Raw genomic sequence first — 26,830 nt, forward strand, 5'->3', positions numbered from 1 at the left:
CATGGACAAGGGCGGAGGATGGCCGGTTGACGACCTATGAGGAGCACGCGAAGGTCTCCGATCTGAGCGCCACGGCCGAGCGGGTGCGGCGTTCGGTGGAGAGCGTGATCGAGGGCAAGCCGGAGGTCGTACAGCTGTCCCTGACGGTCCTGCTGGCCGGCGGTCACCTGCTGCTGGAGGACGTGCCGGGCGTGGGCAAGACGATGCTGGCCAAGGCGCTGGCGAGGTCGGTCGACTGCTCGGTGCAGCGCATCCAGTTCACCCCGGACCTGCTGCCCTCGGACATCACCGGGATCAGCGTCTTCGACCAGCGCGGGGGCGAGTTCGAGTTCAAGCCCGGCGCGATCTTCGCGCAGATCGTGATCGGCGACGAGATCAACCGCGCCTCGCCCAAGACCCAGTCCGCGCTGCTGGAGTCCATGGAGGAGCGGCAGGTCACCGCCGACGGGCGCAGCCACCCGCTGCCGGAGCCGTTCATGGTGATCGCCACCCAGAACCCGGTGGAGATGGAGGGCACCTACCCGCTGCCCGAGGCGCAGCGGGACCGCTTCATGGCGCGGGTCTCCGTCGGCTACCCCAGCCCCGAGGCGGAGCTGCGGATGCTGGAGCACCACACGGGCGCCTCCCCGCTGGACACCCTGCGGCCGGCGGCGCACGCGGACGAGGTCGTGAAGCTGATCGAGACCGTGCGCCAGGTGCATGTCTCGGACCCGGTGCGGCGGTACGCGGTGGATCTGGCCGTCGCCACCCGCACCCACCCCGAGCTGCGGCTCGGCGCCTCGCCCCGGGCCACCCTCCATCTGCTCCAGGCCGCCAAGGCCGCCGCCGCGCTGGCCGGCCGGGGCTTCGTGCTCCCCGACGACGTGCAGCGGCTGGCCGTCCCGGTGCTGGCGCACCGGCTGCTGCCGAGCGCGCAGGCGCGGTTCACGCAGCAGACCACCGAGCAGTTCGTGACCGAGATCCTGCGGCGCACACCCGTGCCCGACCCGTACGGCACGCAGCGGACCCGGGGCTACTGATGGCGACTCCCGGGCCCGGCGACGGCGCCGGGGGCGAGCCGAGCGGCGACGAGCCGGGGCCGCTGCGGGCGGCGTTCAGCGGGCTGACCACGCGGGGGCGTTCGTTTCTCGCGGCGGGCGCGGCGGCGCTGGGATGCGCGTATCTGCTGGGGCAGGAGGACCTGTTGCGGGTCGGCGCGCTGCTGGTGGTGCTGCCCGTGGTGGCCGTGCTGGTGCTGCACCGCACGAGGAACCGGGTGACGGCGGCACGCCGCGTCGACCCGGTGCGGATGCCGGCCGGCGAGGAGGGCCGGGTCCGCCTCCAGCTGTCCAACGACGCGCGGCTGCCCAGCGGGATGCTGATGCTCCAGGACCACGTGCCGTACGTGCTGGGCCCCAAGCCCCGGTTCACGCTGGAGCGGATCGAGCCGGGCGGGCGGCGTGAGGTGACCTACCGCATCCGCTCCGACCTGCGCGGGCGCTATCCGCTGGGGCCGCTCCAGCTGCGGCTCGCCGACCCGTTCGGGATGGTCGAGCTGACCCGTTCCTACCGGACGCGGAGCACGTTGACCGTGCTGCCGCCGGTCGAGCCGCTGCCGCCGGTGCGGTTCGGCGGGCTGGCGCGCGGGGACGGGGTGGGGACGCGGCGCTCGCTGGCCTCGGCCGGCGAGGACGACCTGATCCCGCGCGAGTACCGGCACGGCGACGACCTGCGGCGGGTGCACTGGCGCTCCACGGCGCACCGGGGCGCGCTGATGGTGCGCCGCGAGGAGGCGCCGCGCCGGGCGCGCTGCACCGTGCTGCTGGACACCCGGCGCGCCGGCTATGTGCTGGGCGGGGCGGCCGCGCCCTTCGAACGGGCCGTCGCCGGTGCCGCCTCCGCGCTCGCGCACCTGACGCGACAGGGCTACGAGGTGAGGCTGTTGACGGACGACGGCACCCAGCTGCCGGAGACGGGCGGGGAGGCCGCCGACCCGTACGAGCTGACCGGCCGGCTGCTGGACTTCCTGGCGGTGGTCGACTACGCGGACTCCGCCGGCTTCGAACCGGCGCTGGCCGCGCGGCCGGTCGGCGGCGACGAGCTGCTGCTGGCCTTTCTCGGCTCCGTCGACCCGGTGCAGGCCGGGGTGCTGGGCCGGATGGCCGCCGGGGCCGGCGGCGCGGCGGCGTTCGTCGTCGCCGGCCAGCTGGACCCGTACGTCGAGGAGCAGAGGCTGAACGGGCTGCGGGGCAACGGCTGGACCGCGCTCCCCCACCACCCCGGCGTTCCGCTGGGCACGCTGTGGCAGCGGGCCGCCGTCGAGGTGGCGGCGCCCGGCGGTGGTCGGGGGTGAACGCGATGCGACTGGGCGACATCCGGACGTCGCTGGCGGCCTGGCTGGCCACCGTGCTGGCCTCCGTCTCGCTGCTGCCGCTGGTCGACGGCGCCGACTGGCTGGTGCAGGGCGCGTTGCTGCTGCTGACGCAGACCGGCGTGGGGGTGCTGCTGCGGCACTCCAGGCTCTCGTCGGCGCTGGTCGCGCTCGCCCAGCTGGCGACGGGCGTGGTGCTGCTGACGCTGGTCTCGGCCAGGGAGTACGCGCTGGCCGGGCTGGTGCCGACGCCCGCGGTGCTCGAACGGTTCGGGCAGTTGCTGACGGCCGGCGGCGAGGACATAGGCCGCTACACCACGCCGGCGCCGGCGACCGAGGGCATCCGGCTGCTGATCTGGGCCGGGGTGCTGCTGGTGGGGCTGCTGGTCGACCTGCTCGCGGTGCCGCTGCGGAACGCGGCGGCGGCCGGGCTGCCGCTGCTGGCGCTCTACTCGGTGGCCGCCGGCGTCGGCCAGGACGCCGCCGGCTGGGGGTACTTCGCCGCGGCCGGTCTCGGCTATCTGGTGCTGCTGCTCAGCGAGGGCAGGGAACGTCTCAGCCACTGGGGCCTGTTCTACGGCGGGGCCGGCGGCGGGCGGTGGATGTCGCCGCGCGACATGGCGATGTCCGCCGGGCCCCGGGCGCGCGCCGGGCGGCGCATCGGGGCGCTGGCCCTGGGCGCGGCCCTGCTCACCCCGCTGCTGCTGCCGGGGCTCGGCGGCGGGCTGCTCGACGTGGACAACGACGGGCGCTCCGGGCTCGGCGAGGACGGGACGATCTCCGTCGATCCGGTGGTGGCGCTGAAGGACCAGCTCAACCAGCCGGAGAACGTCCGGCTGCTGACCTACACCACGGACGGCGACCCGCAGGAGATGTATCTGCGGCTGATGGCGCTCGACCAGTTCAACGGCTCGGAGTGGGCCTCGTCCGACTGGCACGAGGACGAGGTGCCCCCGGCGCCGTGGACCGTGACCGGGCTCGGCCGCGACATCGCCTCCACCCGGGCGGTGACCGAGGTCCGCGCCTCGGACGTCTACGCCCAGCCGTCGCTGCCCGTGCCCTACCCCGCCACCTCGATCGCCGCGGAGGGCGACTGGTCCTTCGACCGCGGCTCCCAGACGCTGGTCTCGGACGAGGCCGCGCTCAGCAGCAGGGGCCTGGGCTACCGGGTCGACCATCTGACGGTCGAGCCGACCGCCGGGCAGTTGGCCGGGGCGCCCGAGCCCCCGGAGGACTTCCGCGAGTACTACACGCGGGTCCCCGACAACCTGCCGGACGAGGTGGCCGCGACGGCGGCCGAGATCACCGGCGACGCGGCGAACGACCACGAGCGGGCCGTCGCCCTCCAGGAGTGGTTCACCCAGAGCGGCGGCTTCCGGTACGACACCCGGGTGGACTCCGGCACGGGGACGGAGGCGATCGTCAACTTCCTCGAACGCAGGGAGGGGTTCTGCGTCCACTTCGCCTTCACCATGGCGGCGATGGCCCGTTCGCTGGACATCCCGGCGCAGGTCGCGGTCGGTTTCACCCCGGGAACGCGGAACGCCGCCGGCGCCTACGAGGTGGGCGCGCACAACGCCCACGCCTGGCCGGAGCTGTACTTCGAGGGCGTGGGCTGGGTCAGGTTCGAGCCCACTCCCGGGCAGGGGAACACCCCGGAGTACAGCCGGCCGCTGCCACCGGAGCAGGAGGAGGAGACGGGAGAGCCGGACCCGACCGAGCGGCCGGAGCCGACGGAGCCGACGCCCGACCCCTCTTCCGCCGACCCGGACCGTTGCGACCCGGCGCTCGACGGGGCGTGCGGGGAGGAGCCGCGCACGCCGGAGGACGACGGGGACGAGGCCGGCTTCCCCCTGTGGCCGACGCTCGGGATCGGGGGCGGCGTGCTGCTGCTGGCGCTGCTGGTCACGGGCCCGCTGCTGTGGCGGACCAGGGTCAGGGCGCGGCGGCTGGCGCCGGGCGCCGGCCCGTTGGACGCCTGGCGCGAGCTGACGGACAGCGCGTGGGACTACGGGATCGAGCCGCACCCGAGTGAGACCCCCCGGCAGGCGGCCGAGCGGATCGTGCGCGTCGCCCGGCTCGACGCGGAGGCCGCCGCGGCGGTGCGGGAGCTGGCGACGGCGGTGGAGGCGGAGCTGTTCGCGCCGCCCTCCGACGCCTCGGGGGAGCCCGCCTCGCGGTCCGGGTGGGAGCGGCCGCTCGCCCTGGTCAGGGCGGGCCTGGGGACCGGGCTGCCCCGGCACTCACGGCTGCGCGCGCTGCTGCTCCCCCGTTCGGCCAGTCGGGTGATACCGCGCCGTGCGTGAGCGCGGGCGGCGCCCGGTCGCCCCGAAAGGGTGAACGCGCGCCCCGGCGCACCACCCGCGGGAGGGTGCGCCGGGACGGCGCGTCGGGGGCTCGGGGCCCCCGCCCGTCCGGCACCCGGGTGCCGGACGGGCGGGGGAAAGCCGAAAGGGCCGCCCGATGGGGGCGGCCCCTTGGAACACGCGCCGATCAGGCGCTGAGGGAAAAGCCTGGGTGACCCGGGGGTCACTCGTCTCGTGCGTCCCTGCGGCGCTGCCAGCGGTCCTCGATGCGGGTCATCATCGACCGACGCTTCGGGGCGCGCTGCCGCCGACCCCCCATGGCCGCTCGGGCCTGCGGGTCTCCCTGCTGCACCGGCGCCCTGCGCCAGCCGGTCACCGCGATCACCGCACAGCCGAGCATGATCAGGAAGCCGACCACGCTCAGCCAGATGAGCTGGGCGACCATGCCCCCCATGAGGAGGCCGATGCCCAGCACAAAACCGGCAATCGCCTGGTAGACCCGCTTGCGCGTGACGGTGCGCAGCTCCGAGCCCTCAAGCGTCGTCGCGAACTTGGGATCTTCGGCGTACAGCGCCTGCTCCATTTGTTCGAGCATGCGCTGCTCGTGGTCCGAGAGCGGCACGGAGTCCTCCTACTCGTCGGTCGCGGTGGCGACCGTTTCCGACCCTTCAAGGATAGGCAGGTAAGTGTTCCTGTGAAACCCACCCCTGTACGCCAATTTCGCCCACCCCGCCGGCTCACCGGACACCGGGGGTGGTCGTCTTCTTCCCCTGGTAGCCACGGGTCATGCCGGAGGGCTGATCCCGATGATACGAGGAGTCGGACTATGGTTCGCCCGGAAGCTCGGCCAACACGTGCAGCTGCCCCGCCACCGCCTGGAAGGCGGGGTGCCCGGCGGCCTCCGACTCCAGCCGGGCCAGCGCGGCCGCCGCGTCGGGCTCGGCGTCCCACGGCGTGCCCGGCAGCAGGTCCTCGAAGACCCGCACCCCGTGCACCTGGCCGGGGACGAGGCCCGCGGCGGACAGCAGGGCCGTCAGCCGCTCCACCGTGAACCGGTGCGGCACCGGATCGCCGGCGCCCCACCGCCCGGACGGGTCGGCCAGCGCCGTGCGCGCCTCGGTGAACCGGCCGGCCAGCGCACGGGCCAGCACCGCGCCGCCGGCCCCGGCCGCCAGCACGCTCAGGGTGCCGCCCGCCGGCCGCAGCGTCGACGCGACCGCGCGCAAGCCCGCGCCCGGGTCCTCGACGTGCTCCAGCACGCCGTGGCAGAGCACCAGGTCGAACGCGCCGCGCCCGGTGACCTCCGCGACGTCCTGGGTGTCGCCCTGGACGCCGCGCACCGCGTCGGCCACGTCCTCCTCCGCCGCCCTGCGCTCCAGGGCGAAGAGCGCGTCGGGGCTCGGGTCGACGACCGTGACCCGGTGGCCGAGGCCGGCCACCGGCACCGCGAAGCTGCCGCTGCCGCCGCCCAGGTCCAGCACGTCGAGGCCGTCCCGGCCGGCTCGCCGCGAGCGCTCCCGCAGCGCGCGCCGCAGGACGTCCCACACCACTCCCCCGCGCGCGGCGGCGGGCGGCCCGGACGACGGGTCGCCCGTGGGACGGGCGCGCGACGGTGACGGCATGGCGCGGTGCTCCTCGCTTGACGTGGCAGGGCGCCACCAGCCTACTTCGCGCCCCGCCCCCCGGCGTCGTGGTCGGCCCTCAGCACCGGCTGCCGCAGCAGCGCCTCCTCCACCAGCCGCAGGAAGAAGCCGGCGGCGCGGCGGAGTTCGTCCGCGTCCGGGCGGGTGACCACGCCGCGTATCCCGGCGTCTATCCGCGCCCTGCGGTCGGCGCTGCCGGCGAAGAGCGCGCTCCACTCGGCGAACTCGGGCGCCACCTCGGGCAGCACCTCCCAGACGCTGCGGATGCGGCGCCGGCCCCGGGGGGACAGGTCGGGACGCGCGCGCACGGCGAGCACCGCCGCGGCCGCGCGCAGCGCGGCGAGATGGGCCGCGACGAAGGCCTCGCCCTCGTCCGGCAGGACGGACGCCTCCTCCAGGCCGCGCTCGGCCTGGGCCAGCAGGTCCAGCGCGGCGGGCGGCGCGGGCGCCCGGCGCGGCACGGGGTGCACATCGGTCGGGAGTCCGGTCATGACGAGCCTCCAGTCAGTCGCCATTCAGCGGTCCAACGTCTCGAGCGTTCTGCGCCGTACGCGCAGTTGTCGGACATGGTGGCCCATGGCACTGACAATCCCCGTCGCACGGCCTCTGGCCAGGGACGAGACAATCCCCCCATGACAGATACGAGCCCTCGGCGCAGCGCCACCCGGCAGCGGATCTACCGCGCCGCCATACCCCTCTTCGCCGAACAGGGCCTCACCGCCACGACGGTGGAGCAGATCGCCGAGCGGGCCGGCGTCGCCAAGGGCACGGTGTACTACAACTTCGCCGGCAAGACGGAGCTGTTCGAGGCGCTGCTGCGGGACGGCGTCGAGCCGTTGACCTTCGCGCTGCGCCGTTCGGCCGCGATGGCGCCGGGCGGGGCCATGGCCGCGCTGGAGGGCATGGCGGGGGCCGGGATCGCCTTCGTCGCCGCGCAGCCGGACTTAGCGCGGCTGCTGGTGACCGAGCAGTGGCGCGGCAGCAGGGCGGGGCATCCGATGCTGGCGGCGGCGCGGCGCCGGGTGGCGGGCGTGGTCGAGGAGGTGCTGGAGGAGGGGGTGAAGGCCGGGGAGTTGCGGGCCGACCTGGATGTGCAGCTGACCTCGGGCGCGTTGGTGGGCCTGGTGGTGCTGGGGGCGCTCGACTGGCAGATGTTCCACCCCGAGCGCCGTCCGGACGAGGTGCGGCGGGCGCTGGCGACGGTGCTGCGCGGCCGGTTGGACGCGGTGGAGGAACGAGACATGGGCGGCGGACGATGACGGCGGACGGGCCGGTGGTGGTGGTCGGCGCGGGGATGGGCGCGATGGCGGCGGCGGCCAGGCTGGCGACGGCGGGGCGCGCGGTCGTGGTGCTGGAGCGCGCGGAGACGCACGGGGGCGCGTTGGGGCGGCTGACGCGCGACGGCTTCGCCTTCGACACCGGACCCGGGCTGCTCCAGCTGCCCGCGGTCTGGCGTGACCTCTTCCTCAAGACGGCGCCGAGGGGCAGGGGCAGGCCGCCCGGCGAACTGGCCGACCGCGTCGACCTGCGGGAGGTGACGGATCCCGCGGTGGAGCACCGGTTCGACGACGGGCGGGTGGCGCGGCTGCCCGGGCTGTCGCCCGGCGGGGTGCGGCGGGCGCTGGACGGGGTGTGGGGAGCGGGTGCCGGCGAACGGTGGGGCGCGCTGCTCGGCCGCGCGCGGGGCGCCTGGGAGGAGAGCCGACGGCCGCTCTTCGAGGAACCGCTGACCTCGACGGCGCGGCGGGACGCGCTGCACGCCGAGCGCTACCCCGCACGCCGGCGCGGGGTGGTGCGCCGGCGTGCGCCGAGCCTGGCCGAGATGGCGCGGGCCGAGTTGGGCGACCCGGCGCTGGCCTCCCTGTTGACGGCGACGGCCGAGGAGTACGGCCTCGACCCGGCGCGCGCGCCGGCCGACGCCGCCGTGCTGGCGTACGTGGAGCAGACGTTCGGCACCTGGTACCCGGTGGGCGGGATGCGGGCACTGGCCGACGCGCTGCGGGAACGGTGCGAGGCGCGCGGGGTGGCCTTCCGGTTCGGCGCCGAGGTGGCGGGGGTGCTGGCCGCGGGCGAGCGGGTCGCCGGCGTCCGGCTGGCCGGGGGCGAGACCGTGGCCGCCGACGCGGTGGTGTGGGGAGCGCCGCGCGCCGGCGTGCGCGCCGTGGGGCAGAGCCGGTTCACGCTCTTTCTCGCGCTGGACGGAGCGCGTCCTCCGGGAACCGCCCACCGCACGCTGCTGCACGCCCCCCGGCGCGGTACACCCGCGGTCCGGGTGCTGCGCCCCGACGACGCGACGCTGCGGCCCGGTCCCGACGTGGAGACCGCCGTGGTCTCCGCCCCCGCGCCGGCGCACGGCGCCGACGGCCTGGACTGGTCGGACGCCGCGCTGGTCGCGCGGTGGCGGGAACGGCTGCTCACCGCGACCGAGCGGGCGGGCCTCGGCCTGCGGGAACGGGTGCGGTGGTCGGAGTGCCGCACCCCGCTGGATGTGCAGCGCGAGACGGGGGCGCCCGGTGGGATCATCGCGCCCCCGGCGCTGGCGGGCGCGGACGGCGCGTTCCTCGCCGCCCCCAACAGCGGCCGGCTGGCCGGCCTTTACCGGGTCGGCGCGGCCGCGCACCCCGGTGGCGGGCTGCCGCACGTGGGGATGTCCGGCGCCCTGGCCGCCGGGCTGATCGTGGAGGGGCCCGACTGGCGCGGCTCCTACTGACCCCGCGCGGCGCGCGACCGCCCGGCCGCGCGCCGGTCGAGGGCCCGGCGGGGCCACCGCCCGACCGGCGCAGCGGCACTCGCGCCCGGCTCAACGACCGTCGTAGTGCCCCTCGTTGGGATAGTAGCCGCCCTGCCGCGAGGGGTCGTAACCGGGCTGCTGCCCGTACGGGTCGGCGGCCGGCTGCTGCGGGTAGCCGTAGCCCAGCGGGTCGTCGGCGACGCCCCCGCGCTGCTGCGGGACCCAGACGCCGCCGGGCGGGGTCTCCTGGTAGTAGGAGGCGTCCGCCGACCCGCCGGCCGGCCAGCCGCCGGCCGCCGCCGGGTCGCCGCCGTAGCCGTCGGCCCCGGCTCCCTGCGGGGAGCCCGCCTGGTCGGCCCAGCCGGTCTGGTACCCGTAGCCGTCGGTCCCGCCGGCGAGGTACTGGCCCTGCTCGCTGTAGCCGGTGGCGCCGGCGTAGTTGTCCTGGTAGGCGCCGGGGTACGGCTCGGTGTACGCGGTCTCGGCCGCGGGGTCCCGATAGACGTCGCCATAGCCGTTGCCGTACGCGGCGGCGTGCGCCGGGGCGATGTACTCGTCGCGGGGGCCGGCGTCCTGCCCCGGGAAGTCGCCGTACTCGCCGCCGCCCGGGGTGTCGCGGGCGAACTCCTCGCCGGCGGGGCCCCGTTCCGCTCCGGGGTCCTGCTCGGCGCCGAACCTCTCGCCCTCGAAGCCCCGCTCGCCCGCGAAACCGTGGTCGTTCCCGGGACGCGGGTCGGCGTCGAAGCCCTGCTCGCCCCCGAAGTCCTGCCGGGGGAACTCCGCCGTGGCGAAGTCGCCCTCCGGCTCGCCGCCCGGGGCCGTCGGCGGCGGGGGCGGCGCCGCGCCGGCCTCCCCCTCGGCGTCCTCGGGGCGCGGGTCGCGGCGCCGCCGGCTGGTGCCCGGCTTGCCGCCGAGCGCCCAGCCGGTGGAGAAGCCGCGCCGGAAGGAGAGCGTCACGAAGGTCTGCCCGGTGGCGAACGCCACGGCGCCCAACGCGATCACGGGCACCGAGGGCAGCAGCACCCCCACCACCACGCCGAGGAAGCCGCAGAAGGCGACCAACCGCCAGCGCAGTCTGGCCTTGTACTGGAGCAGGACCTCACCGAGCAGCCACAGGGCCACGAATCCGAACGCGATGTAGAGGACCGTCCAGCCCATGAGGCCCCTCTCCGCAATGAGCTAGGACCGCTGGTGCAGTCCCAGGTTCTTGTAGACGTCCAGCGTTGCCGTGGAGTGACTTGACGTGTTCAGCGTGATGAAGTGCAGGCCGGGAATGTCCTCGTCCATCAACCGCGCACACAACTCGGTGGCGAACTCGATCCCGACCGAGCGTACAGCCATCGGATCGTCCTTGACCGCGAGGATGCGTCTTTTCAGGTCAGGGGGGACGCTCGTGTTGCTGAGCTCCTGGAAGCGGTCGATCTGACGGGCGTTGGTGATCGGCATGATCTCGGGGATGATCGGCGTCGCACAGCCGGCGGCGGCCACCCGGTCGCGCAGCCTGAGGTAGTCCTCGGCGCGGAAGAACATCTGGGTGATCGCGAAGTCGGCGCCGGCGCGGCACTTCTCCACGAAGTAGCGGATGTCGGTCTCCCAGTCCAGCGACCTCGGGTGCATCTCGGGGAACGCGGCGACGCCCACGCAGAAGTCGCCCGACTCCTTGATCAGCCGTACCAGTTCGGCGGCGTAGCTGACGCCCTCGGGGTGGCGGACCCACTCCGCCATCGGGTCGCCCGGCGGGTCGCCGCGCAGCGCCAGCATGTTGCGGATGCCGGCGTCGGCGTACTGCCCGACGATGTTGCGCAGCTCGGCGACCGAGTGCTGGACGGCGGTGAGATGGGCGACGGGGGTCAGGGTGGTCTCCGTGGCGATCCGCTCGGTGGCCCTCACGGTGCGCTCCCGGGAGCTGCCGCCGGCGCCGTAGGTCACGGAGACGAACGTGGGTGCCACCGCCTCGACGCGGCGGATGGCGTTCCACAGGGTCTTCTCGCCCTGTTCGGTCTTCGGTGGCGAAAACTCGAAGGAAAACGATCGCTCGCCGGCGGCGAGTAGATCGCGAACGGTCGCTGCGCGACCCGACATGGTGCTCGGAATCCCAAGGGCCATGGCAGGAAGGCTACCGATCTTCCCCCGGGGCCGGGGAGACGCGTCCGAGGGCCGGACGCTCCCGGAGCCGGCGCGCCAGACCGGCCGCCGCCGCCTCGGGGTCGTCGGCCTCGGTGATCGCCCGCACCACCACCACACGGCGTGCTCCGGCGTCCAGCACCTCGTCCAGATTCTCAGCGTCGATGCCACCGATGGCAAACCAGGGCAGCCCAGCAGCGCGGGAGGCGGCATAACGGACCAGTGGGAGACCCGGCGCCGGACGTCCGGGCTTGGTGGGGGTGGGCCAGCAGGGGCCGACGCAGAAGTACCCGACCTCGGGGTCGGCGAGCGCGGCGTCCACCTCCTCCGGCGCGTGCGTGGAGCGGCCGATCACCGTGCCCGGACCGAGCACGGCGCGCGCCGCGGCCACCGGCAGGTCGCCCTGGCCGAGGTGGAGCACGTCGGGCCGCGCGGCGTGGGCGACGTCCGCCCGGTCGTTCACCGCCAGCAGCCGCCCGTGCCGGCGGCAGGCGTCGGCGAAGACCCGCAGGTACGCCAGCTCCTCGGCGGCCTCGAGCTCCTTGTCGCGCAACTGGACGATGTCCACACCGCCGGCCAGCGCCGCGTCCAGGAACTCGGGCAGGTCGCCCTGGCGTCGGCGGGCGTCCGTGCACAGGTAGAGCCGGGCGTCGGTGAGCATCGCGGGTCCCCCTGGGGATGGTGCCGGTGGCGGCCCCGGGCTCCGGGACCGCCACCGGCTGGTGGGCTACACGGCGAGCGCCTGGGCGCGGCGCTTCACCTCCGTCCCGCGATTCTCCCGCAGGGCCTGCGCCGGCGTGCCGGGCAGGCTGTCATCCGGCGTGAAGAGCCACTCCAGCATCTCCTCGTCGCTGAAGCCGTCGTCCCGCAGCAGCGTGAGGGTGCCCGTCAGGCCGCGGACGATCCGGTCCTCGCCGATGAAGGCGGCCGGCACGTGGAGCGCGCGGTTCTCGCCGCGGCGCACCGCGATCAGCTGGCCCTCCTTGACCAGCTGGCGGACCCGGGTGACTTCCAGGCCCAGGACTTCCGCGATCTCGGGGAGGGTCAGCCAGGCGGGGACGAGAGCGTCGGTCTTCGCATCAATCTCGGTCACCCCTCCAGCCTGCCATCTCCCACCGACAACCGTCAGCGGGCCGCCGACTTGAGGGGGACGTCGGGGTCGGCGAGCAGCGCCCGGTCGACCGCGGCGCGCCGGTCGACGAGCCGCCGTCCCTGGAGCAGGTCGCGCGGCCGGTCCACGGCCAGCACCGCCGCCAACGCGCCGTCGCGCAGCCAGCAGGCGCTCCACCCCCGCCCCGCCGCGCCCGGCTCGCCGCGCCGGACCAGCTCGTCCCCCGCGCGGTGCTCGCCGACGTACTGGAGGTACCGGCCGAACTGGCTCGACCAGAAGTACGGCACGGGATCGTGGGTGGCCCGCTCGCCCAGCAGAGTGGCCGCGACGGTGCGCGGGCCGACCAGCGCGTTGTCCCAGTGGTGCGTCAGCAGGCGGCGCCCGGAGCGCGCGGAGGGGTAGGAGGCGCAGTCGCCGACGGCGTACACGCCCCGGGCGGCGGTCGCCAGCGCGGCGTCGGCCAGCACGGCCCCGTCCTCGCCGAGCGGGACGCCCGAGCCGGCCAGCCAGTCGGTGTCCGGGCGGGAGCCGATGCCGACCAGCACCGCGTCGGCGCCCAGCACCGTGCCGTCGGCCAGCTCCACCTCGCCGTCCCGGACGGCGGTCACCGGCACACCGGTGCGCAGCTCGGCCCCGGCCTCGGCGTACCAGTCGGCCATCGGGCCGGCGACCTCGGCGGGCAGCGCGCCGGCCAGCGGGTGCGGCCCGGCCTCGACGACCGTGACGGCGCACCCCGCGGCGCGGGCCGCGGTGGCGACCTCGGCGCCGATCCAGCCGGCGCCGACGATCACCAGACCGCCGCCGCCTGCCAGCACCGGGCGCAGCCGTTCGGCATCGTCCCTCGTGCGCAGAGTCACGACGTTCGGCAGGCCCGCCGTGCCCGGTAGGTCCAGTGCCAGGGCGCCACAGGCCAGAACAACGGCATCGTAGTCCAGCGGGCCGCCGTCAGTCTCCAAACGACGTGCCTCGACGTTCAGTTGCGTGGCTGTGCGGCCCAGCGCCAACGCGATGTCGAGTGCGGCGAAGTCGACGGCCAGCTCCAGCTCCGCCGGCTGTCCCCGCAGCAGCTCCTTGGAGAGCGGCGGCCGGTCGTAGGGCCGGTGCGGTTCGGCGCCGAGCAGCGTCAGCGGGCCGGTCCAGCCGCCCTCGCGCAGCGCCTGTGCGGTGGTGGCGCCGGCCAGGCCGGCGCCGACGATCACGATGCGTCCCGAAGTCACGGCGCCAGCCTACGAGCCGGCGCCGCCGCCCCGGGTACTACGCTGGCCGGCGGAACGAACCCACGGGAGCCCGGCCGCACCGGGCTGAGAGGGAGGCTCGCGGCCTCCGACCGTACGTACCTGATCCGGGTCATGCCGGCGCAGGGAGGAGGCGAGACGCCGTGGAGGCGAGGACAGGCGCGCGAGCGCACGAGGGAGCGCGGGAGCGGCCGCGCCCGGTCGACGTGGCCGTGGTGGGCGGCGGGTTGATCGGGCTGGTCACCGCGTGGCGGGCCGCCGGGGCGGGGCTCTCGACCGCCGTGGTCGACCCGGAGCCGGGCGGCGGCGCGGCCTCGGTCGCGGCGGGGATGCTGGCGCCGGTGACCGAACTGCACCACGGCGAGGAGGCGCTGCTCGCGCTCAACCTCGCCTCGGCCCGCCGCTACCCGGACTTCGTCGCCGAGCTGGCCGCGCACGCGCCGGCCGGCGTCGGCTACCGGCCCTGCGGAACGCTGGCCGTGGCCCTGGACGCCGACGACCGGGCGCTGCTGCGGGAGACCCATCTGACGCAGCGCCAGTGCGGCCTGCGGGCCGAGTGGCTGACCGGCCGCGAGTGCCGGCGGCTGGAGCCGATGCTGGCGCCCGGCGTGCGCGGCGGACTGCGCGTCGACGGCGACCACCAGGTCGACCCCAGGCTGCTGACGGCCGCGCTGCTCGCCGCCTGCCGCCACGCCGGGGTGCGGCTGGTGCGGCGCGCGGCGCGCGAGCTGCTGGTGGCCGCCGGCCGCGCGGTCGGCGTGCGGCTTGAGGACGGGGCGCGGCTGACGGCCGGACAGACCGTGGTGGCCGCCGGCAGCCGCAGCGGCCGGCTGGCCGGGTTGCCCCCGGAGGTGGCGGTGCCGGTGCGGCCCGTGAAGGGCCAGATCCTCCGGCTGCGCGACCTGCCGGACCGGCCGCCGCTGCTGACCCGCACCGTGCGGGCCGTGGTGCGCGGCGAGGCGGTGTACCTGGTGCCGCGGGAGAACGGCGAGCTGGTGCTCGGCGCCACCTCCGAGGAACGCGGCTGGGACACCGAGGTCACCGCCGGCGGCGTCTACCGGCTGCTGCGCGACGCCCACGCCCTGGTGCCGGGCATCACCGAGCTGCCGCTCGTCGAGAACCGCGCCGGGCTGCGCCCCACCACGCCGGACAACGGCCCGCTGCTCGGCCCGACCGCGCTCCCCGGGCTCCAGCTCGCCACCGGCCACCACCGCAACGGGGTGCTCCTCGCCCCGCTCACCGGCGAGGCCATGGCCGCCTCCCTCACCGGGGGCGCCCTCCCCGAGCCGGCGCGCCCGTTCCACGCCGGCCGGTTCACCGACGCCGGCGCCGCGCTCCGTTCGGGGGTGCCGGCGTGAGCGGGACGGTCCCGGTCTCGGTGAACGGCGCGCGGCGCGAGGTGGCGGCGGGGACGACGCTGGCCGCGCTGGTCGGCGAGTTGACCGCCGCGTCCTCGGGGATCGCGGCGGCGGTGAACGAGACGGTGGTGCCGCGCGGGCGCTGGGCGGAGCTGCGGCTGACCGCCGGCGACCGGGTCGAGGTGCTCACCGCGGTACAGGGAGGGTGAGGATGGACGGGACGGAAGGCGCGCCGGCGGCGCGCCTCGACGACGAGCCGCTGGTCATCGGCGATCTGCGACTGGAGTCGCGGCTGATCATGGGAACCGGGGGCGCCCCCAGTCTGGCGGTGCTCCGCGACGCGCTCCGCGCCTCCGGGACCGGGCTGACCACCGTGGCGATGCGCCGCGTCGACCCGGCGACCAGCGGTTCCGTGCTCTCGGTCCTCGACGAGCTGGGCATCGCGGTGCTGCCGAACACCGCCGGCTGCCAGACGGCGGGCGAGGCGGTGCTGACCGCCAGGCTGGCGCGCGAGGCCCTGGGCACGGAGCTGGTGAAGCTGGAGGTGGTCGCCGACGAGCACACCCTGCTGCCCGACCCGGTGGCCACGCTGGAGGCCGCCGAGACGCTGGTCGACGACGGCTTCACGGTGCTGCCCTACGTCGGTGACGACCCGGTGGTGGCGCGGCGGTTGGAGGAGGTGGGGTGCGCGGCGGTGATGCCGCTGGGTTCCCCGATCGGCTCGGGTCTCGGCATCCGCAACCCGCACAACTTCCGGCTGATCACCGAACGGGCGCGCGTGCCGGTGATTTTGGACGCGGGAGCCGGCACGGCGTCGGACGCGGCGCTGGCGATGGAGCTGGGGTGCGCGGGCGTGATGCTGGCCTCGGCGGTGACCAGGGCGCGGCGCCCGGTCGTGATGGCGCGGGCGATGCGCGAGGCGGTGTCGGCGGGGCGGCTTGCCGCGCTGGCGGGCCGCATCCCCAGGCGGCACTTCGCCGAGGCGTCCTCGCCGGCGGAGGGGCTGGCGGACCTCGACCCCGAACGGCCGGCCTTCGGGGCCGGTCTCCCCTGATATACGCTTCCGCCACGTCCCGGGCGGGGGGACGCCCGCCGCACCGAGGCCGGCGCCCGGCCCGCGCGGGCACCGCGACCCCGTCTCCCTCGCTCCTGGAGCCCAGTTGAGCACTCCGCACCCGCCTGGGCAGCCGGCCGGCGACCAGGACAGACCCGACGCGCCCGCACCGCCGCAGGCGCCGCCTCCGCCACCCCAGGCCCCGCCTCCGCCGCCGCCCCCGCCGCCTCGGGAACCGTTGGCCGTCTGGGCGTTCGTGGCCTCGCTGGTGGCGCTCTTCCCGGTGGCCCTGGCACTGGGCGTGGTGGCGCTCGGCCGCCTCGCCGGCGGGCGCGGGCGCGGCCGGGGGCTCGCGACGGCGGCGCTGGCGCTGGCCGGCGCGCAGGTGGTGGCGCTGGCGGTCGGCGTCTCCTGGACGGTCATGGAGGACGACGTGTCCGGGAACCGCGTCGCGGAGGCCCGTGAGCGGGAACGTCCGGACGACGAAGAACCCGGCGGCGAGGCCCCCGACGAAGGACGCGGGGAGCGCGAGGAGTTGGTCTTCGGCGACGTCGAGGCGGGCGACTGCTTCGACACCGTGTACGGCATGGAGGCCACGGCCGACAGCGTCACCGTGGTGCCCTGCGAGGGGCCCCACGACGGCGAGGTGTTCGGGGCGGTCCAGCTGACCGAGTACCTCCCGGACGACGCGTTCCCCGGCGCCGACGTACTGCTGGAGCACGCCGAGCGGGAGTGTTCCCGGCTCGTGCCCCCGTATGTGCTGGACACCTGGGCGGTGCCGCTGGACGTGACGACGGCGTACTACCGCCCGGAGCCCGAGGGGTGGGAGTGGGGCGACCGGGAGATCCTCTGCTTCTTCGGCCAGCTCGACGGCGAACCGCTGACCGGCTCGCTGCGCGGGGACGCCGCCGCGCTGGACGCCGAGTCGCTGGCGTACCTGGAGCTGACCGGCCCGCTGGAGATCGCCGTCTGGGCCGAGCCGGTGCGCGGCACGGTGAACGTGGCGGGCGGCCGGCTCTGGGCGCGGGAGATGGTGGCGGCGATCGAGGACGAGACCGAGGCCCTGCCGGCCCATGACTGGTCGCTGATCGCCGAGCCCGTGGCCCGGCTCGTCGAGGCCAGGGAGGTCAGCCTCGGCGTCTGGCGCGAGGCGGCCTCCGCGCGGGACGAGGATTCCTTCTGGGCCGCGGTGGACGAGGGATACGCGACGATGGGCATCGACGTGGAGTTCGAGATCCGCGAACTGCTGGGCCTGGCCACGGAGTAGCCGTGCCCGGCGGCGGCTCGCGGCCGCCCGCGGCAGCCCGGACGGGGGCGCGGGGAACGGCGCGAGCGCCCCGCCACCGGGACGGGGACGAGGTCCCGCCCGAGCAGCCCGGCACCGCTGTCGGCCCTCCGCCACCCGGCACTTTCGTCACCGTTCCGTCGCGGTCCGGCCGCCGGGCGCGAGGGTGTCCCGGACGGCCGTAAAATCGAGCGCTGTGGACGCCACCCTGCACGACCCGCTGATCGGACACGTGCTCGACGGCCGGTATCGGGTCGTCGAGCGAATCGCCGTGGGTGGCATGGCCACGGTCTACCGGGCGGTGGACACCCGGCTCGACCGGGTGCTGGCGTTGAAGGTGATGCACCCGGCGCTGGTCTCGGACGCCGGGTTCGTGGCGCGGTTCATCCGGGAGGCCAAGGCCGTCGCGCGGCTGGACCACCCCAACATCGTGGGCGTGCTGGACCAGGGGGCGGACGGCGCCTACGTCTATCTGGCGATGGAGTACGTCGACGGCTGCACGCTGCGCGACGTGCTGCGTGAGCGCGGCGCGCTGGCCGTGCGGCCGGCGCTGGAGATCCTGGAGCCGATGCTGGCCGGTCTCGCCGCCGCGCACCGGGCGGGCCTGGTGCACCGCGACATCAAGCCGGAGAACGTGCTGATCGGCTCGGACGGCCGGGTCAAGGTCGCGGACTTCGGGCTGGTGCGCGGCGTGGACAGCCAGACCTCGGCGGACACGGGTTCGCTGCTCGGCACCGTCTCCTACCTGGCGCCCGAGCAGATCGAGAGCGGCGCGGTCGACGCGCGCACCGACGTGTACGCGTGCGGCGTGCTGCTGTACGAGATGCTGACCGGCGGCAAGCCGCACTCCGGGGACTCGCCGGCGCAGGTGCTCTTCGCGCATGTCCACCACGACGTGCCCGCCCCCTCGGAGGCGGTTCCGGAGCTCGCGCCGCAACTGGACCAGCTGGTGGCCGCGGCCACCGCCAGGACCCCGGCGCGCCGGCTGGGCGACGCGGCGGCGATGCTGGCGCAGGCCAGGGGCGCGCGGGCGGCGCTGAGCGACGCCCAGCTCGACGCCAGGCCGCCGGCCGCCAGGGACGAGGCGGACGGCGGGGACGGCGGGGACGGTCCCGTCGGGTCGGAGGACAGGACGCGGCGTGTGTCGCGGTCGCCCGGCGTGGTGCGCCGGGAGCCGGCCGAGGTGCACCACACGGCCCGCATCGATCTGCCGGCGGGTCCCCCGCCGTCCGACCCGCCGGCGGTGCCGCGCCGCCGGCTCTCCCGGCGCGGGGTGCTCTCGCTCGTGGTGGCCGCGGTGCTGCTGCTGGCCGGCGGCATCGGCGTCTGGTACGTCGCCTCCGGCCAGTTCCAGCAGACCCCCGGCGTCTACGACCTGCCGCGCGCCGAGGCCGAGCAGCGGGTCCGCGACGCGGGTCTGGGGGTGCGGGTCGTCGAGCGGTTCTCGGAGAACGTCGAGCCCGACCACGTGATCACCACCGACCCCGAGCGCGGGGAGCGGGTGCGCAACAACGCGACCGTGACGCTCTTCGTCTCCCGGGGACCGGAGGTCTCCGGCGTGCCCGACCTGCGGGGCGTGCCGTTGGAGGAGGCCAGGGAGCAACTGGCCGACGCGGGGCTGGTCGTCGGCGACGAGGCCAGGCGCTTCTCGGACGAGGTGCCCCGGGGCGCGGTGATCAGCAGCGACCCCGAGCCGGGCGCCGAGCTGCGCCCGGACAGCCCGGTCGACCTGGTGGTCAGCCGGGGCCGTGAGCTGTCCGTGCCGAACGTGGTGGGCGAGGCCGAGGGCACGGCGATCCAACGGCTGGCGGAGGCGGGCTTCGAGGTCGAGGTGGTCCCCGAGCGCGTGCACTCCGAGGAGGAGGCCGGCACGATCGCCGAGCAGACCCCCGCCGCCGGCGAGAGCTGGGCGGAGGGCGAGACCGTCGAGCTGTCCGTCTCCAAGGGGCCCGAGATGATCATGGTTCCCGACGTGCGCGGCGAGGACGAGGACGAGGCGACCCGCGTCCTGGAGGACCTCGGCTTCGAGGTGAACGTCAACCGGGTCTTCATCACCGGTCAGGTCTTCAACCAGTCGGTCAGGGACGAAGAGGCCCCGCGCGGCTCGACGATCACCCTCTGGGTCCGCTGACCGTACGCCGAACGCCGTCAATGGGCGCGCCTTTACCCACATTCACACGCCTGGATGCTTTGCCCTCGTTAAGCATCCATTCCTGTGACCCGCGTCATAGGACTTTGGTCACATACGAAAGCGGTTAGTGCTCTCTTCGGGTTCCGCGCTCCGTGCTTAACGCGGCCAAACGGGTTTTTGCCGAACGCGCCACACTACGCCATTTAGTACGTAGGGTTATTGCATTTCCTTTTTAAGGGCTGTTAACAAGGGCCATCGCGATCCGCGAGCACCACGCGAGAACAAGAGGACCCCTGAAATGCCCGCTCACCGTGGTCCGGTAGGGACCCACATGATCCGTTGGCGGCGGACCGCCACCGCCGCACTCGCCACGACGGGCCTGGCAGCCGCCGCCCTCGCCGTCACTCCGGCCTCGGCCGACTCCCCCGAGCAGACGGCGACCGGCACCGCGGCCTGGCAGGTGAAGGCCGCCGAACTCCCGGGACAGGGCCGCGCCGCGCAGGCCGCCCCCGGCGAGGTCGGGCAGGAGACGGCGACCGTGCTGGCCGACGCCGCCCAACAGCAGCGCGAGAACGCCCTGTCGGGGGCCGATCCGAGCGCCCTCCAGGCGGAGATAGAGCGCCAGGCGGCCGAGTCCAGGGCGGCCGAGAGGGCCGCCGACCGCAGCGCGGAACGCGCGGCGCTGGAGGCCGAGGCCGAGACCGAGACCGCCGCCGAGGCGGACGCCAAGCCCGCCGCCGCGCCGGAACCCGCGGCGGAACCGGCCCCGGAGCCGGAGCCGGAGCCCGCCCCCGAGCCGGAGCCCGCCGCCCCCGAGTACCCGGACAACCTCGACGGCTGGATCAACGAGGCGCTGGACATCATGGCCCAGCACGGAATTCCCGGAACGTACGAGGGACTTCACCGGAACATCATCCGCGAGTCCAGCGGCGACCCGAACGCGATCAATCTCTGGGATATCAACGCGATCAACGGAACTCCCTCCATCGGGCTGCTCCAGGTGATCCAGCCGACGTTTGACGCGTATCACGTTCCCGGCACGCCGTACGACCTTTACGACCCGGTCGCCAACATCGTTGCCGCCGCCAACTACGCCTGGGACCGCTATGGTTCCATCGACAACGTGAACGGCCCCTACTGACCGTTTCCCGCGCGCCCGGGGCCCGGGGTGCCGGCGGCCGGCCGCGCCTGGCAGGCTGAGCCCGTGCAGCCTCGACGGAGTGAAAGCCGGGCCCCTCGCCGTCCGATCGGCGGCCATGTCCCCGTAGCCGGGGGCCTGGCCGCCGTCGGCGTGCGGTACGCGCGCTCCATCGGGGCCGAGGCGCTCCAGGTCTTCGTCGCCAACCCGCGCGGCTGGGCGACCCCGCCCGGCGTCCCCGCGCAGGACGAGGCGTTCGCCGCCGCCTGCGCCGACGAGGGACTCCCGGCCTATGTGCACGCGCCCTATCTGATCAACCTCGGCTCGCACAACGCCGACACCGCCGCGCGCTCGGTCGTCTCCCTGCGCCACTCGCTGCGCCGGGCGCACGCCATCGGCGCGCTGGGCGTGGTGGTGCACACCGGCTCCGCCACCGGGGGCCGCCCGCGCGAGGTGGCGTTGGCGCAGGCGGGGCGACTGCTGCGGCCGCTGCTCGACGAGTTGGACGCGCTGGACGGGCGCGGCGGCACCGGCCCCGTTCCCCGGCTGCTGCTGGAGCCGACGGCCGGTCAGGGCTTCTCGCTCTGCTCGCTGATCGCGGATCTCGGGCCCTATCTGGCCGCCGTCGAGCACCATCCGCGCGTCGGGGTGTGCCTGGACACCTGCCATGTCTTCGCCGCCGGCCACGACCTCGCCGCCCCCGGCGGCGCCACCGCCGCGCTGGACGAGCTGGAACGGGTCGCCGGCCCCGGCAGGTTGGCCCTGGTCCACGCCAACGACTCGAAGGCGGGCGTCGGCAGCCGGCTGGACCGCCACGAGAACGTGGGCGCCGGAGCGGTCGGCGCGGACGCGTTCGGCGCGCTGCTGCGCCACCCGGCGACCGACGGGGTGCCGTTCGTCATCGAGACCCCCGGCGGGGTCGAGGGTCACGCCGCCGACATCGCCCGTCTGAAGGCACTGCGCGGCCGACCCCCCGGCTGAGCGCTACGCCTCGGGGCCGTCGCCCGGCTCCTCCTGGTAGGAGTAGCGCTGCTCGCGCCAGGGGTCGCCGAGGTTGTGGTAGCCGCGTTCCTCCCAGAAGCCCCGGCGGTCGGCGGTCATGTACTCGACGCCGCGCACCCACTTGGGCCCCTTCCACGCGTAGAGCCGCGGCACCACCAGGCGCAGCGGGAAACCGTGCTCGGCGGTGAGCAGTTCGCCGTCCCGGTGGGTCGCCAGCAGCGTGGTCTCGGCGGCGAAGTCGGCGAGCCTGATGTTGGCGCTGTAGCCGTACTCGGCCCAGACCATCACGTGGGTCGCCTCCGGCGCAGGCGGCGCCAGCTCCAGGACGGTCGCGGCCGGCACCCCGCCCCACTCGACGTCCAGCATCGAGAACTTGGTCACGCAGTGCAGGTCGGCGACGAGGGTGCGGTAGGGCAGCGCCGAGAACTCCTCGTGCGTCCAGCAGCGCTTGTCCCCGTCCGCCGTGGCGCCGAAGACCCGGAACTCCCAGCGCTCCTCGCGGAATCGGGGGACGGGACCGTAGTGCGTCACCGGCCAGCCGCGTTGCAGCCGCTGCCCGGGCGGAAGCCCGTCACCACGGCCCTGACCACGGTGCTCCGGCTGACCCATGGGTCCATGGTGACAGACCCGCCCTCCCGGGCCGCACCGCCACCCCCCGGCGCTGCCAATCGGGTCAATTCGGTAAGCCTTCGCTTACTGGACGAACCGCCGCGCCGGTGCCACGATGCGCGGACAGCGCGACCAGTCGAGGAACGCGTCGCCGCGCACGCGACCGCGGAACACCAGAAAGGAGATCTCCCCACCATGCAGGGCGATCCCGAGGTCATCGAGCTGCTGAACGAACAGCTCACCGCCGAACTCACCGCGATCAACCAGTACTTCCTCCACGCCAAGATGCAGGAGCACTTCGGCTGGAGCAAGCTCGCCGCCTACACGCGGGCCGAGTCCTTCGACGAGATGCGCCACGCCGAGGTGCTCACCGACCGCGTGCTCTTCCTGGAGGGACTGCCCAACTACCAGCGGCTGTTCCATGTCCGGGTGGGGCAGACCGTCACCGAGATGTTCCAGGCCGACCGGCAGATCGAGGTCGAGGCCATCGACCGGCTGCGGCGGGGCGTGGAGGTGATGCGGGCCAAGGGCGACATCACCTCGGCCAGGATCTTCGAGTCGATCCTCAGGGACGAGGAGCACCACATCGACTATCTCGACACCCAGCTGGAGCTGATCGAGAAGCTCGGCGAGGCGCTCTACCTCGCGCAGCAGATCGAGCAGCCCAAGGAGGCGTGAGCCCCCGCGAGGGCACCGCGGGCGCCGGTCAGACCGGGAGAGGCGACGCGTGGCGGGACGGCGCGGGCGCCGCCGGCTCGACGGCGACGGGCGGCGGCGCCGGAACGGCGGGCGCCGGGGTCGGCTCGATCCGGCTCAGCAGGCCCTGGATGCGCCGCACGCAGGAGCCGCAGTCGGTGCCGGCCCGGCACTCGGCGGCCAGCCGCCGGGGGGTGCGGGCGCCGGCGGCCGCGTGGCCGCGCACCTGTTCCTCGGTGACGCCGAAGCACGAGCAGACGTACACGCGTTACTCCCGGGAGACGACGACGGCGGAGCCCCAATGGCCAGGTAAGCCTTACCTTACTCTCACGGTTCCCGCGCGCGAAAGCGCCCCGGGGTGTGGCAGGCGCCACGCCCCGGGGCGCTTCGGTGTCCCGGCTCCCCGCCGGCCACGGCCGGCGCGGGAGGCCCTCAGGAGCGGTACATCTCCGCCACGAGGAAGGCCAGGTCGAGGGACTGGCTGCGGTTGAGCCTGGGGTCGCAGGCCGTCTCGTACCGCTGGTGCAGGTCGTCGACGAAGATCTCGTCCCCGCCGCCCACGCACTCGGTGACGTCGTCACCGGTCAGCTCGACATGGATGCCGCCCGGGTGGGTCCCCAGCTCCTTGTGGACCTCGAAGAAGCCCTTGACCTCGTCCAGCACGTCGTCGAACCGGCGGGTCTTGTGCCCCGAGGCGGCCTCGAACGTGTTCCCGTGCATCGGGTCACACACCCACGCCACCGTCGCCCCCGAGGCCGTGACCTTCTCCACCAGCGTGGGCAGCCGGTCCCTGATCCGGTCGGCTCCCATGCGCGTGATGAACGTCAGCCGGCCGGGGATCCGCTCCGGGTCCAGCCGGTCGATCAGGGCCAACGCCTCCTCGGGCGTGGTCGTCGGGCCCAGCTTCACCCCGATCGGGTTCCTGATGCGGGAGGCGAACTCGATGTGCGCCCCGTCCAGCTGCCGGGTCCGCTCCCCGATCCACACCATGTGGCCCGAGACGTCGTACAGCCGGCCGCTGCGCGAGTCGGTCCTGGTCAGCGCCGCCTCGTAGTCCAGCAGCAGCGCCTCGTGGGAGGCGTAGAACTCCACCGACTCGAACTCCGCGGGCTGCGCGCCGCACGCCCGCATGAAGTTCAGCGCGTTGTCGATCTCCCTGGCCAGCGCCTCGTACCGCTGCCCGGCCGCCGAGCTGCGCACGAAGTCCTGGTTCCACGAGTGGACCTGGTGGAGGTCGGCGTAGCCGCCGGTGGTGAAGCCGCGCACCAGGTTCAACGTGGCCACGGAGCTGTGGTACATCCGCAGCAGGCGCCTCGGGTCCGGGACCCGCGCCTCCTCGGTGAACTCCGGGCCGTTGACCGAGTCGCCCCGGTAGCTGGGGAGCGTGACCCCGTCCCGGGTCTCCGTCGGCTTCGAGCGCGGCTTGGAGTACTGCCCCGCGATGCGCCCGACCTTGACCACCGGCACCGCGGCCGCGTAGGTCAACACCGCGCTCATCTGGAGCAGGGTCTTGAGCTTCGCCCGGATCTGGTCGGCCCCGACCTGGTCGAACGCCTCGGCGCAGTCCCCGCCCTGGAGCAGGAAGGCGCGGCCCTGCGCGACATCGGCGATCCGGTCCCCGAGCTGGTCGCACTCCCCGGCGAAGACCAGCGGCGGATAGCCCGCCAGCTCCTCGGTGACGGCGCGCAGCTCGGCGGCGTCCGGATACTCCGGCTGCTGCGCCGCGGGCAGGTCTCGCCAGGAGTCGAAGGAGTTGCTGCTGTCAGCGTTCACGGTCACGCCCCCAGGTTACGGGGTGCGGTCGGGGCTCTTTCGTCCTGCTCGTTCCGTGAGACAGGAACCGGAGCGGGCGCTGGCGCGCGCCGGCGTGAGTGCTCTAGAGTGCCGCCCGTGAACGTGCGACAGCTCACCTCCTGGTGGTGGACCGCTCCCGAGGCGGCCCACTGAGCGCGCGTTCCCACTGACGACGCGAAGGCCGCCCTCCGGGGCGGCCTTCGGCGTTTCCGCGACCCGCGTCGCGGGCCCGCGGCTCCCCGGCCGGGCGGACCCCGTGTCCCGACCCGCCCCGTGACCGTGGAGAGAGTGGAGAACCGTGGATCCGACGACGAACCCGACCCCCGAGCCGGCGGACGCCGCCGCGACCCTGGCGGCGCTGCTGGCCGACGAGCGGCCGTTCGCCCTGCTGCGCCGGCGCGCCCCGGGGCACGACCCGGATGTGGTGGAGGTCATCAGCGGGCCGGTCCAGACGGTGGAGCGGATCGCCGACATCCCGCTGCCCGAGACGGGGCGGGGCCCCGCCGCGCTGGCGCTGCTGCCGTTCCGGCAGCTGGCCGAGCGCGGCTTCGAGGTGCGGGACGACGGGACCCCGCTGGCGGTGCTGCGCGTCCACGAGGCGCGCGAGCTGCCGCTGCGGGAGACGCTCGCCGCCCTCCCCGCCCACCGGGTCGCCGTGCGGGACGGCGCCTTCGACGTCTCGGACGCCCGGTACGCCGAGACGGTGGCGCGGGTGCTGGAGGAGGAGATCGCCACCGGCGCCGGCGCGAACTTCGTGATCAGGCGGACCTTCACCGGCACCGTCGACGGCTTCTCCCGCCGGGACGCGCTGGCCCTCTTCCGGCGGCTCTGCCTGGCCGAGCGCGGCGCCTACTGGACGTTCGTCGTGCACACCGGGGAGCGCGTGCTGGTGGGCGCGAGCCCCGAGGCGCATGTGCGGGTCGCCGGCGGCACCGTGGTGATGAACCCGATCAGCGGCACCTACCGCTATCCCGCCGAAGGGCCCTCCCTGGCCGGTCTGTTGACGTTCCTCGACGACCCGAAGGAGAGCGAGGAGCTGTCGATGGTGGTGGACGAGGAGCTGAAGATGATGTGCGCGGTGGGCGACCAGGGGGGCGTCGTCGTCGGTCCCCGGCTGCGCGAGATGGCGCATCTCGCGCACACCGAGTACGAGTTGCGCGGGCGTACCACCCGGGACGTGCGGGAGGTGCTGCGGGAGACGATGTTCGCCGCGACGGTCACCGGCAGTCCGCTGGAGAACGCCTGCCGGGTGATCGCCCGCCACGAGCCGGGCGGACGCGGCTACTACGCGGGGGCGTTGGCGCTGCTGGGCACGGACGACGCCGGGCGGCAGACGCTGGACTCGCCGATCCTGATCCGCACCGCCGACGTGCGCGCCCGTGACGGCGCGCTGCGGGTGGCGGTCGGCGCCACCCTGGTGCGCGGCTCCGACCCGGCGGGTGAGGTGGCGGAGACCCACGCCAAGGCGGCCGGGGTGCTCGCCGCGCTGGGCGCACGCCCAGAGGCGCCCACGCCGGAGCGCGGCGAGGCGGAACGCGCCCCGCTCGGGGACCACCCGGAGGTGCGGGCCAGGCTGGCGGCGCGCCGTTCCCTCCTCTCGCCGTTCTGGCTGCGGCTGCGCGAGGCGGCCCCGCTCCCCGCCGCCGGCGCGGAGGGCGAACGGGCCGCGTCGCCACGGGTGTTGGTGGTGGACGCGGAGGACAGCTTCACCGCGATGCTGGCCCATCTGCTGCGGTCGGTGGGCGCCGGGGTCGAGGTGGTGCGGTGGAACGCGCCCGGCGCGCGGGAGCGCGCGCTGACGCACCGCGGCCCGGTGGTGCTCGGCCCCGGGCCCGGCGACCCGGAGGACGGCGCCGACCCCCGGATGCGGCGCTTGCGTCCGTTGGCCGCCGCGCTGCTGGCCGGTCACCGGCACGGGGTGGTCGGGGTCTGCCTCGGCCACGAGCTGATCGCCGCCGAGCTGGGGCTGCCGCTGGTCCGCGCCGACCGGCCCCGCCAGGGCGACCAGCGGCGGATCGATCTCTTCGGCCGGCCACGGGTCGTCGGCTTCTACAGCTCCTACCGCGCCCACTGCACGGACGCGGCGGCCGAGGCGCTGGCCGCGCGGGGGACGCGGGTGAGCCGGGAGCGTTCCGGCGCGGTGCACGCGCTGCGCGGCCCCGGCTTCGTCGGGGTGCAGTTCCATCCCGAGTCCGTGCTGACGCTGGACGGCCCGGAGATCGCCGCCGAGCTGCTGCGGCCGACGGGGGCGCCCGTCGGGTGA

General features: G+C 75.0%; 25 protein-coding genes and 1 riboswitch. Of the genes, 14 read left to right on the forward strand and 11 right to left on the reverse strand.

The annotated features are described in order from the left end of the window. Positions 1 to 26: 26 nt before the first annotated feature. Genes CRP51_RS01370 through CRP51_RS01380 form a run of 3 tightly spaced genes read left to right on the forward strand, consistent with a single transcriptional unit; the run spans position 27 to position 4,656 of the window. Positions 27 to 1,019, forward strand: a complete 993-nt coding sequence (locus tag CRP51_RS01370) for an AAA family ATPase (RefSeq protein ID WP_097229043.1) — start codon at positions 27 to 29, stop codon at positions 1,017 to 1,019. Next, a complete protein-coding gene (locus CRP51_RS01375) occupies positions 1,019 to 2,332 on the forward strand; it encodes a DUF58 domain-containing protein (RefSeq protein WP_097229044.1) in 1,314 nt (437 codons plus the stop codon). Before CRP51_RS01370 ends, CRP51_RS01375 begins: the two co-directional genes overlap by 1 nt. Before the next feature lie 5 nt (positions 2,333 to 2,337). Then, positions 2,338 to 4,656 (forward strand): transglutaminase TgpA family protein, encoded by a 2,319-nt coding sequence (locus CRP51_RS01380; RefSeq protein WP_097229409.1) that lies wholly within the window; start codon positions 2,338 to 2,340, stop codon positions 4,654 to 4,656. 223 nt (positions 4,657 to 4,879) lie between these two features. Here the strand turns inward: CRP51_RS01380 and CRP51_RS01385 are convergent, their stop codons facing one another. From CRP51_RS01385 to CRP51_RS01395, 3 genes are all read right to left on the reverse strand, one after another. Next, positions 4,880 to 5,278 carry an SCO2097 family morphological protein gene (locus CRP51_RS01385; RefSeq protein WP_097229045.1) on the reverse strand — a complete coding sequence of 133 codons (399 nt, stop codon included), beginning with the start codon at positions 5,276 to 5,278 and terminating at the stop codon, positions 4,880 to 4,882. 202 nt (positions 5,279 to 5,480) lie between these two features. Continuing rightward, complete coding sequence (locus CRP51_RS01390) at positions 5,481 to 6,278, reverse strand: class I SAM-dependent methyltransferase (protein WP_097229046.1); 798 nt, start codon at positions 6,276 to 6,278, stop codon at positions 5,481 to 5,483. Positions 6,279 to 6,319: 41 nt separating this feature from the next. Then, positions 6,320 to 6,790 (reverse strand): SAV_6107 family HEPN domain-containing protein, encoded by a 471-nt coding sequence (locus tag CRP51_RS01395; protein WP_170970391.1) that lies wholly within the window; start codon positions 6,788 to 6,790, stop codon positions 6,320 to 6,322. 141 nt (positions 6,791 to 6,931) lie between these two features. On the opposite strand from CRP51_RS01395, the gene CRP51_RS01400 reads away from it, so the two are divergent. After that, a complete protein-coding gene (locus CRP51_RS01400; protein ID WP_097229048.1) occupies positions 6,932 to 7,558 on the forward strand; it encodes a TetR/AcrR family transcriptional regulator in 627 nt (208 codons plus the stop codon). Beyond that, positions 7,555 to 9,009, forward strand: coding sequence for a phytoene desaturase family protein (locus CRP51_RS01405; RefSeq protein ID WP_097229049.1), 1,455 nt, complete (start codon positions 7,555 to 7,557; stop codon positions 9,007 to 9,009). Before CRP51_RS01400 ends, CRP51_RS01405 begins: the two co-directional genes overlap by 4 nt. Positions 9,010 to 9,099: 90 nt before the next feature. Here the strand turns inward: CRP51_RS01405 and CRP51_RS01410 are convergent, their stop codons facing one another. From CRP51_RS01410 to CRP51_RS01430, 5 genes are all read right to left on the reverse strand, one after another. After that, the gene (locus CRP51_RS01410; protein WP_097229050.1) at positions 9,100 to 10,188 is read right to left on the reverse strand and encodes a hypothetical protein; all 1,089 of its coding nucleotides are present in this window, start codon (positions 10,186 to 10,188) and stop codon (positions 9,100 to 9,102) included. 21 nt (positions 10,189 to 10,209) lie between these two features. Beyond that, positions 10,210 to 11,136 carry a methylenetetrahydrofolate reductase [NAD(P)H] gene (metF, locus tag CRP51_RS01415; RefSeq protein ID WP_097229051.1) on the reverse strand — a complete coding sequence of 309 codons (927 nt, stop codon included), beginning with the start codon at positions 11,134 to 11,136 and terminating at the stop codon, positions 10,210 to 10,212. 10 nt (positions 11,137 to 11,146) lie between these two features. Beyond that, complete coding sequence (thiE, locus tag CRP51_RS01420) at positions 11,147 to 11,815, reverse strand: thiamine phosphate synthase (protein WP_097229052.1); 669 nt, start codon at positions 11,813 to 11,815, stop codon at positions 11,147 to 11,149. 66 nt (positions 11,816 to 11,881) lie between these two features. Further along, a complete protein-coding gene (locus CRP51_RS01425) occupies positions 11,882 to 12,247 on the reverse strand; it encodes an Rv2175c family DNA-binding protein (RefSeq protein WP_097229053.1) in 366 nt (121 codons plus the stop codon). A 32-nt stretch (positions 12,248 to 12,279) separates the two neighbouring features. Beyond that, complete coding sequence (locus tag CRP51_RS01430) at positions 12,280 to 13,482, reverse strand: NAD(P)/FAD-dependent oxidoreductase (RefSeq protein ID WP_245880297.1); 1,203 nt, start codon at positions 13,480 to 13,482, stop codon at positions 12,280 to 12,282. Positions 13,483 to 13,542: 60 nt separating this feature from the next. After that, a riboswitch (TPP riboswitch) is annotated at positions 13,543 to 13,631 on the forward strand. A 12-nt stretch (positions 13,632 to 13,643) separates the two neighbouring features. Here CRP51_RS01430 and thiO point away from each other — a divergent pair. From thiO to CRP51_RS01465, 7 genes are all read left to right on the forward strand, one after another. Next, positions 13,644 to 14,858 carry a glycine oxidase ThiO gene (gene thiO, locus CRP51_RS01435; RefSeq protein WP_097229054.1) on the forward strand — a complete coding sequence of 405 codons (1,215 nt, stop codon included), beginning with the start codon at positions 13,644 to 13,646 and terminating at the stop codon, positions 14,856 to 14,858. After that, positions 14,855 to 15,067, forward strand: a complete 213-nt coding sequence (gene thiS, locus CRP51_RS01440; protein WP_097229055.1) for a sulfur carrier protein ThiS — start codon at positions 14,855 to 14,857, stop codon at positions 15,065 to 15,067. The genes thiO and thiS overlap by 4 nt, the downstream gene beginning before the upstream one ends. Before the next feature lie 2 nt (positions 15,068 to 15,069). Beyond that, the gene (locus tag CRP51_RS01445; protein ID WP_097229056.1) at positions 15,070 to 15,912 is read left to right on the forward strand and encodes a thiazole synthase; all 843 of its coding nucleotides are present in this window, start codon (positions 15,070 to 15,072) and stop codon (positions 15,910 to 15,912) included. Between the two features lie 106 nt (positions 15,913 to 16,018). Next, complete coding sequence (locus CRP51_RS01450; protein WP_141514524.1) at positions 16,019 to 17,179, forward strand: septum formation family protein; 1,161 nt, start codon at positions 16,019 to 16,021, stop codon at positions 17,177 to 17,179. A 214-nt stretch (positions 17,180 to 17,393) separates the two neighbouring features. Then, positions 17,394 to 19,328, forward strand: coding sequence for a Stk1 family PASTA domain-containing Ser/Thr kinase (gene pknB / locus CRP51_RS01455; protein WP_097229058.1), 1,935 nt, complete (start codon positions 17,394 to 17,396; stop codon positions 19,326 to 19,328). Positions 19,329 to 19,659: 331 nt separating this feature from the next. Then, entirely contained in the window at positions 19,660 to 20,469 is an 810-nt protein-coding gene (locus tag CRP51_RS01460; RefSeq protein ID WP_097229059.1) for a transglycosylase SLT domain-containing protein, read from the forward strand. Between the two features lie 63 nt (positions 20,470 to 20,532). Next, positions 20,533 to 21,447, forward strand: coding sequence for a deoxyribonuclease IV (locus tag CRP51_RS01465; RefSeq protein WP_097229411.1), 915 nt, complete (start codon positions 20,533 to 20,535; stop codon positions 21,445 to 21,447). Positions 21,448 to 21,450: 3 nt separating this feature from the next. Here the strand turns inward: CRP51_RS01465 and CRP51_RS01470 are convergent, their stop codons facing one another. Further along, positions 21,451 to 22,077 (reverse strand): sulfite oxidase-like oxidoreductase, encoded by a 627-nt coding sequence (locus CRP51_RS01470; RefSeq protein WP_097229060.1) that lies wholly within the window; start codon positions 22,075 to 22,077, stop codon positions 21,451 to 21,453. A gap of 195 nt (positions 22,078 to 22,272) precedes the next feature. Here CRP51_RS01470 and bfr point away from each other — a divergent pair, with 195 nt between their 5' ends. After that, positions 22,273 to 22,755, forward strand: a complete 483-nt coding sequence (gene bfr, locus CRP51_RS01475) for a bacterioferritin (protein ID WP_097229061.1) — start codon at positions 22,273 to 22,275, stop codon at positions 22,753 to 22,755. A 28-nt stretch (positions 22,756 to 22,783) separates the two neighbouring features. On the opposite strand, the gene CRP51_RS01480 is transcribed toward bfr, so the two are convergent. Continuing rightward, positions 22,784 to 23,038, reverse strand: coding sequence for a (2Fe-2S)-binding protein (locus tag CRP51_RS01480; protein WP_097229062.1), 255 nt, complete (start codon positions 23,036 to 23,038; stop codon positions 22,784 to 22,786). 167 nt (positions 23,039 to 23,205) lie between these two features. Continuing rightward, positions 23,206 to 24,552 (reverse strand): class II 3-deoxy-7-phosphoheptulonate synthase, encoded by a 1,347-nt coding sequence (locus CRP51_RS01485; RefSeq protein ID WP_097229063.1) that lies wholly within the window; start codon positions 24,550 to 24,552, stop codon positions 23,206 to 23,208. A 313-nt stretch (positions 24,553 to 24,865) separates the two neighbouring features. Between CRP51_RS01485 and CRP51_RS01490 the strand changes: the two genes are divergently transcribed. Beyond that, the gene (locus CRP51_RS01490; protein WP_097229064.1) at positions 24,866 to 26,830 is read left to right on the forward strand and encodes an anthranilate synthase family protein; all 1,965 of its coding nucleotides are present in this window, start codon (positions 24,866 to 24,868) and stop codon (positions 26,828 to 26,830) included.

Origin of the sequence: Streptomyces zhaozhouensis (assembly GCF_900230195.1) — a bacterium.
GTDB lineage: Bacteria > Actinomycetota > Actinomycetes > Streptomycetales > Streptomycetaceae > Streptomyces > Streptomyces zhaozhouensis.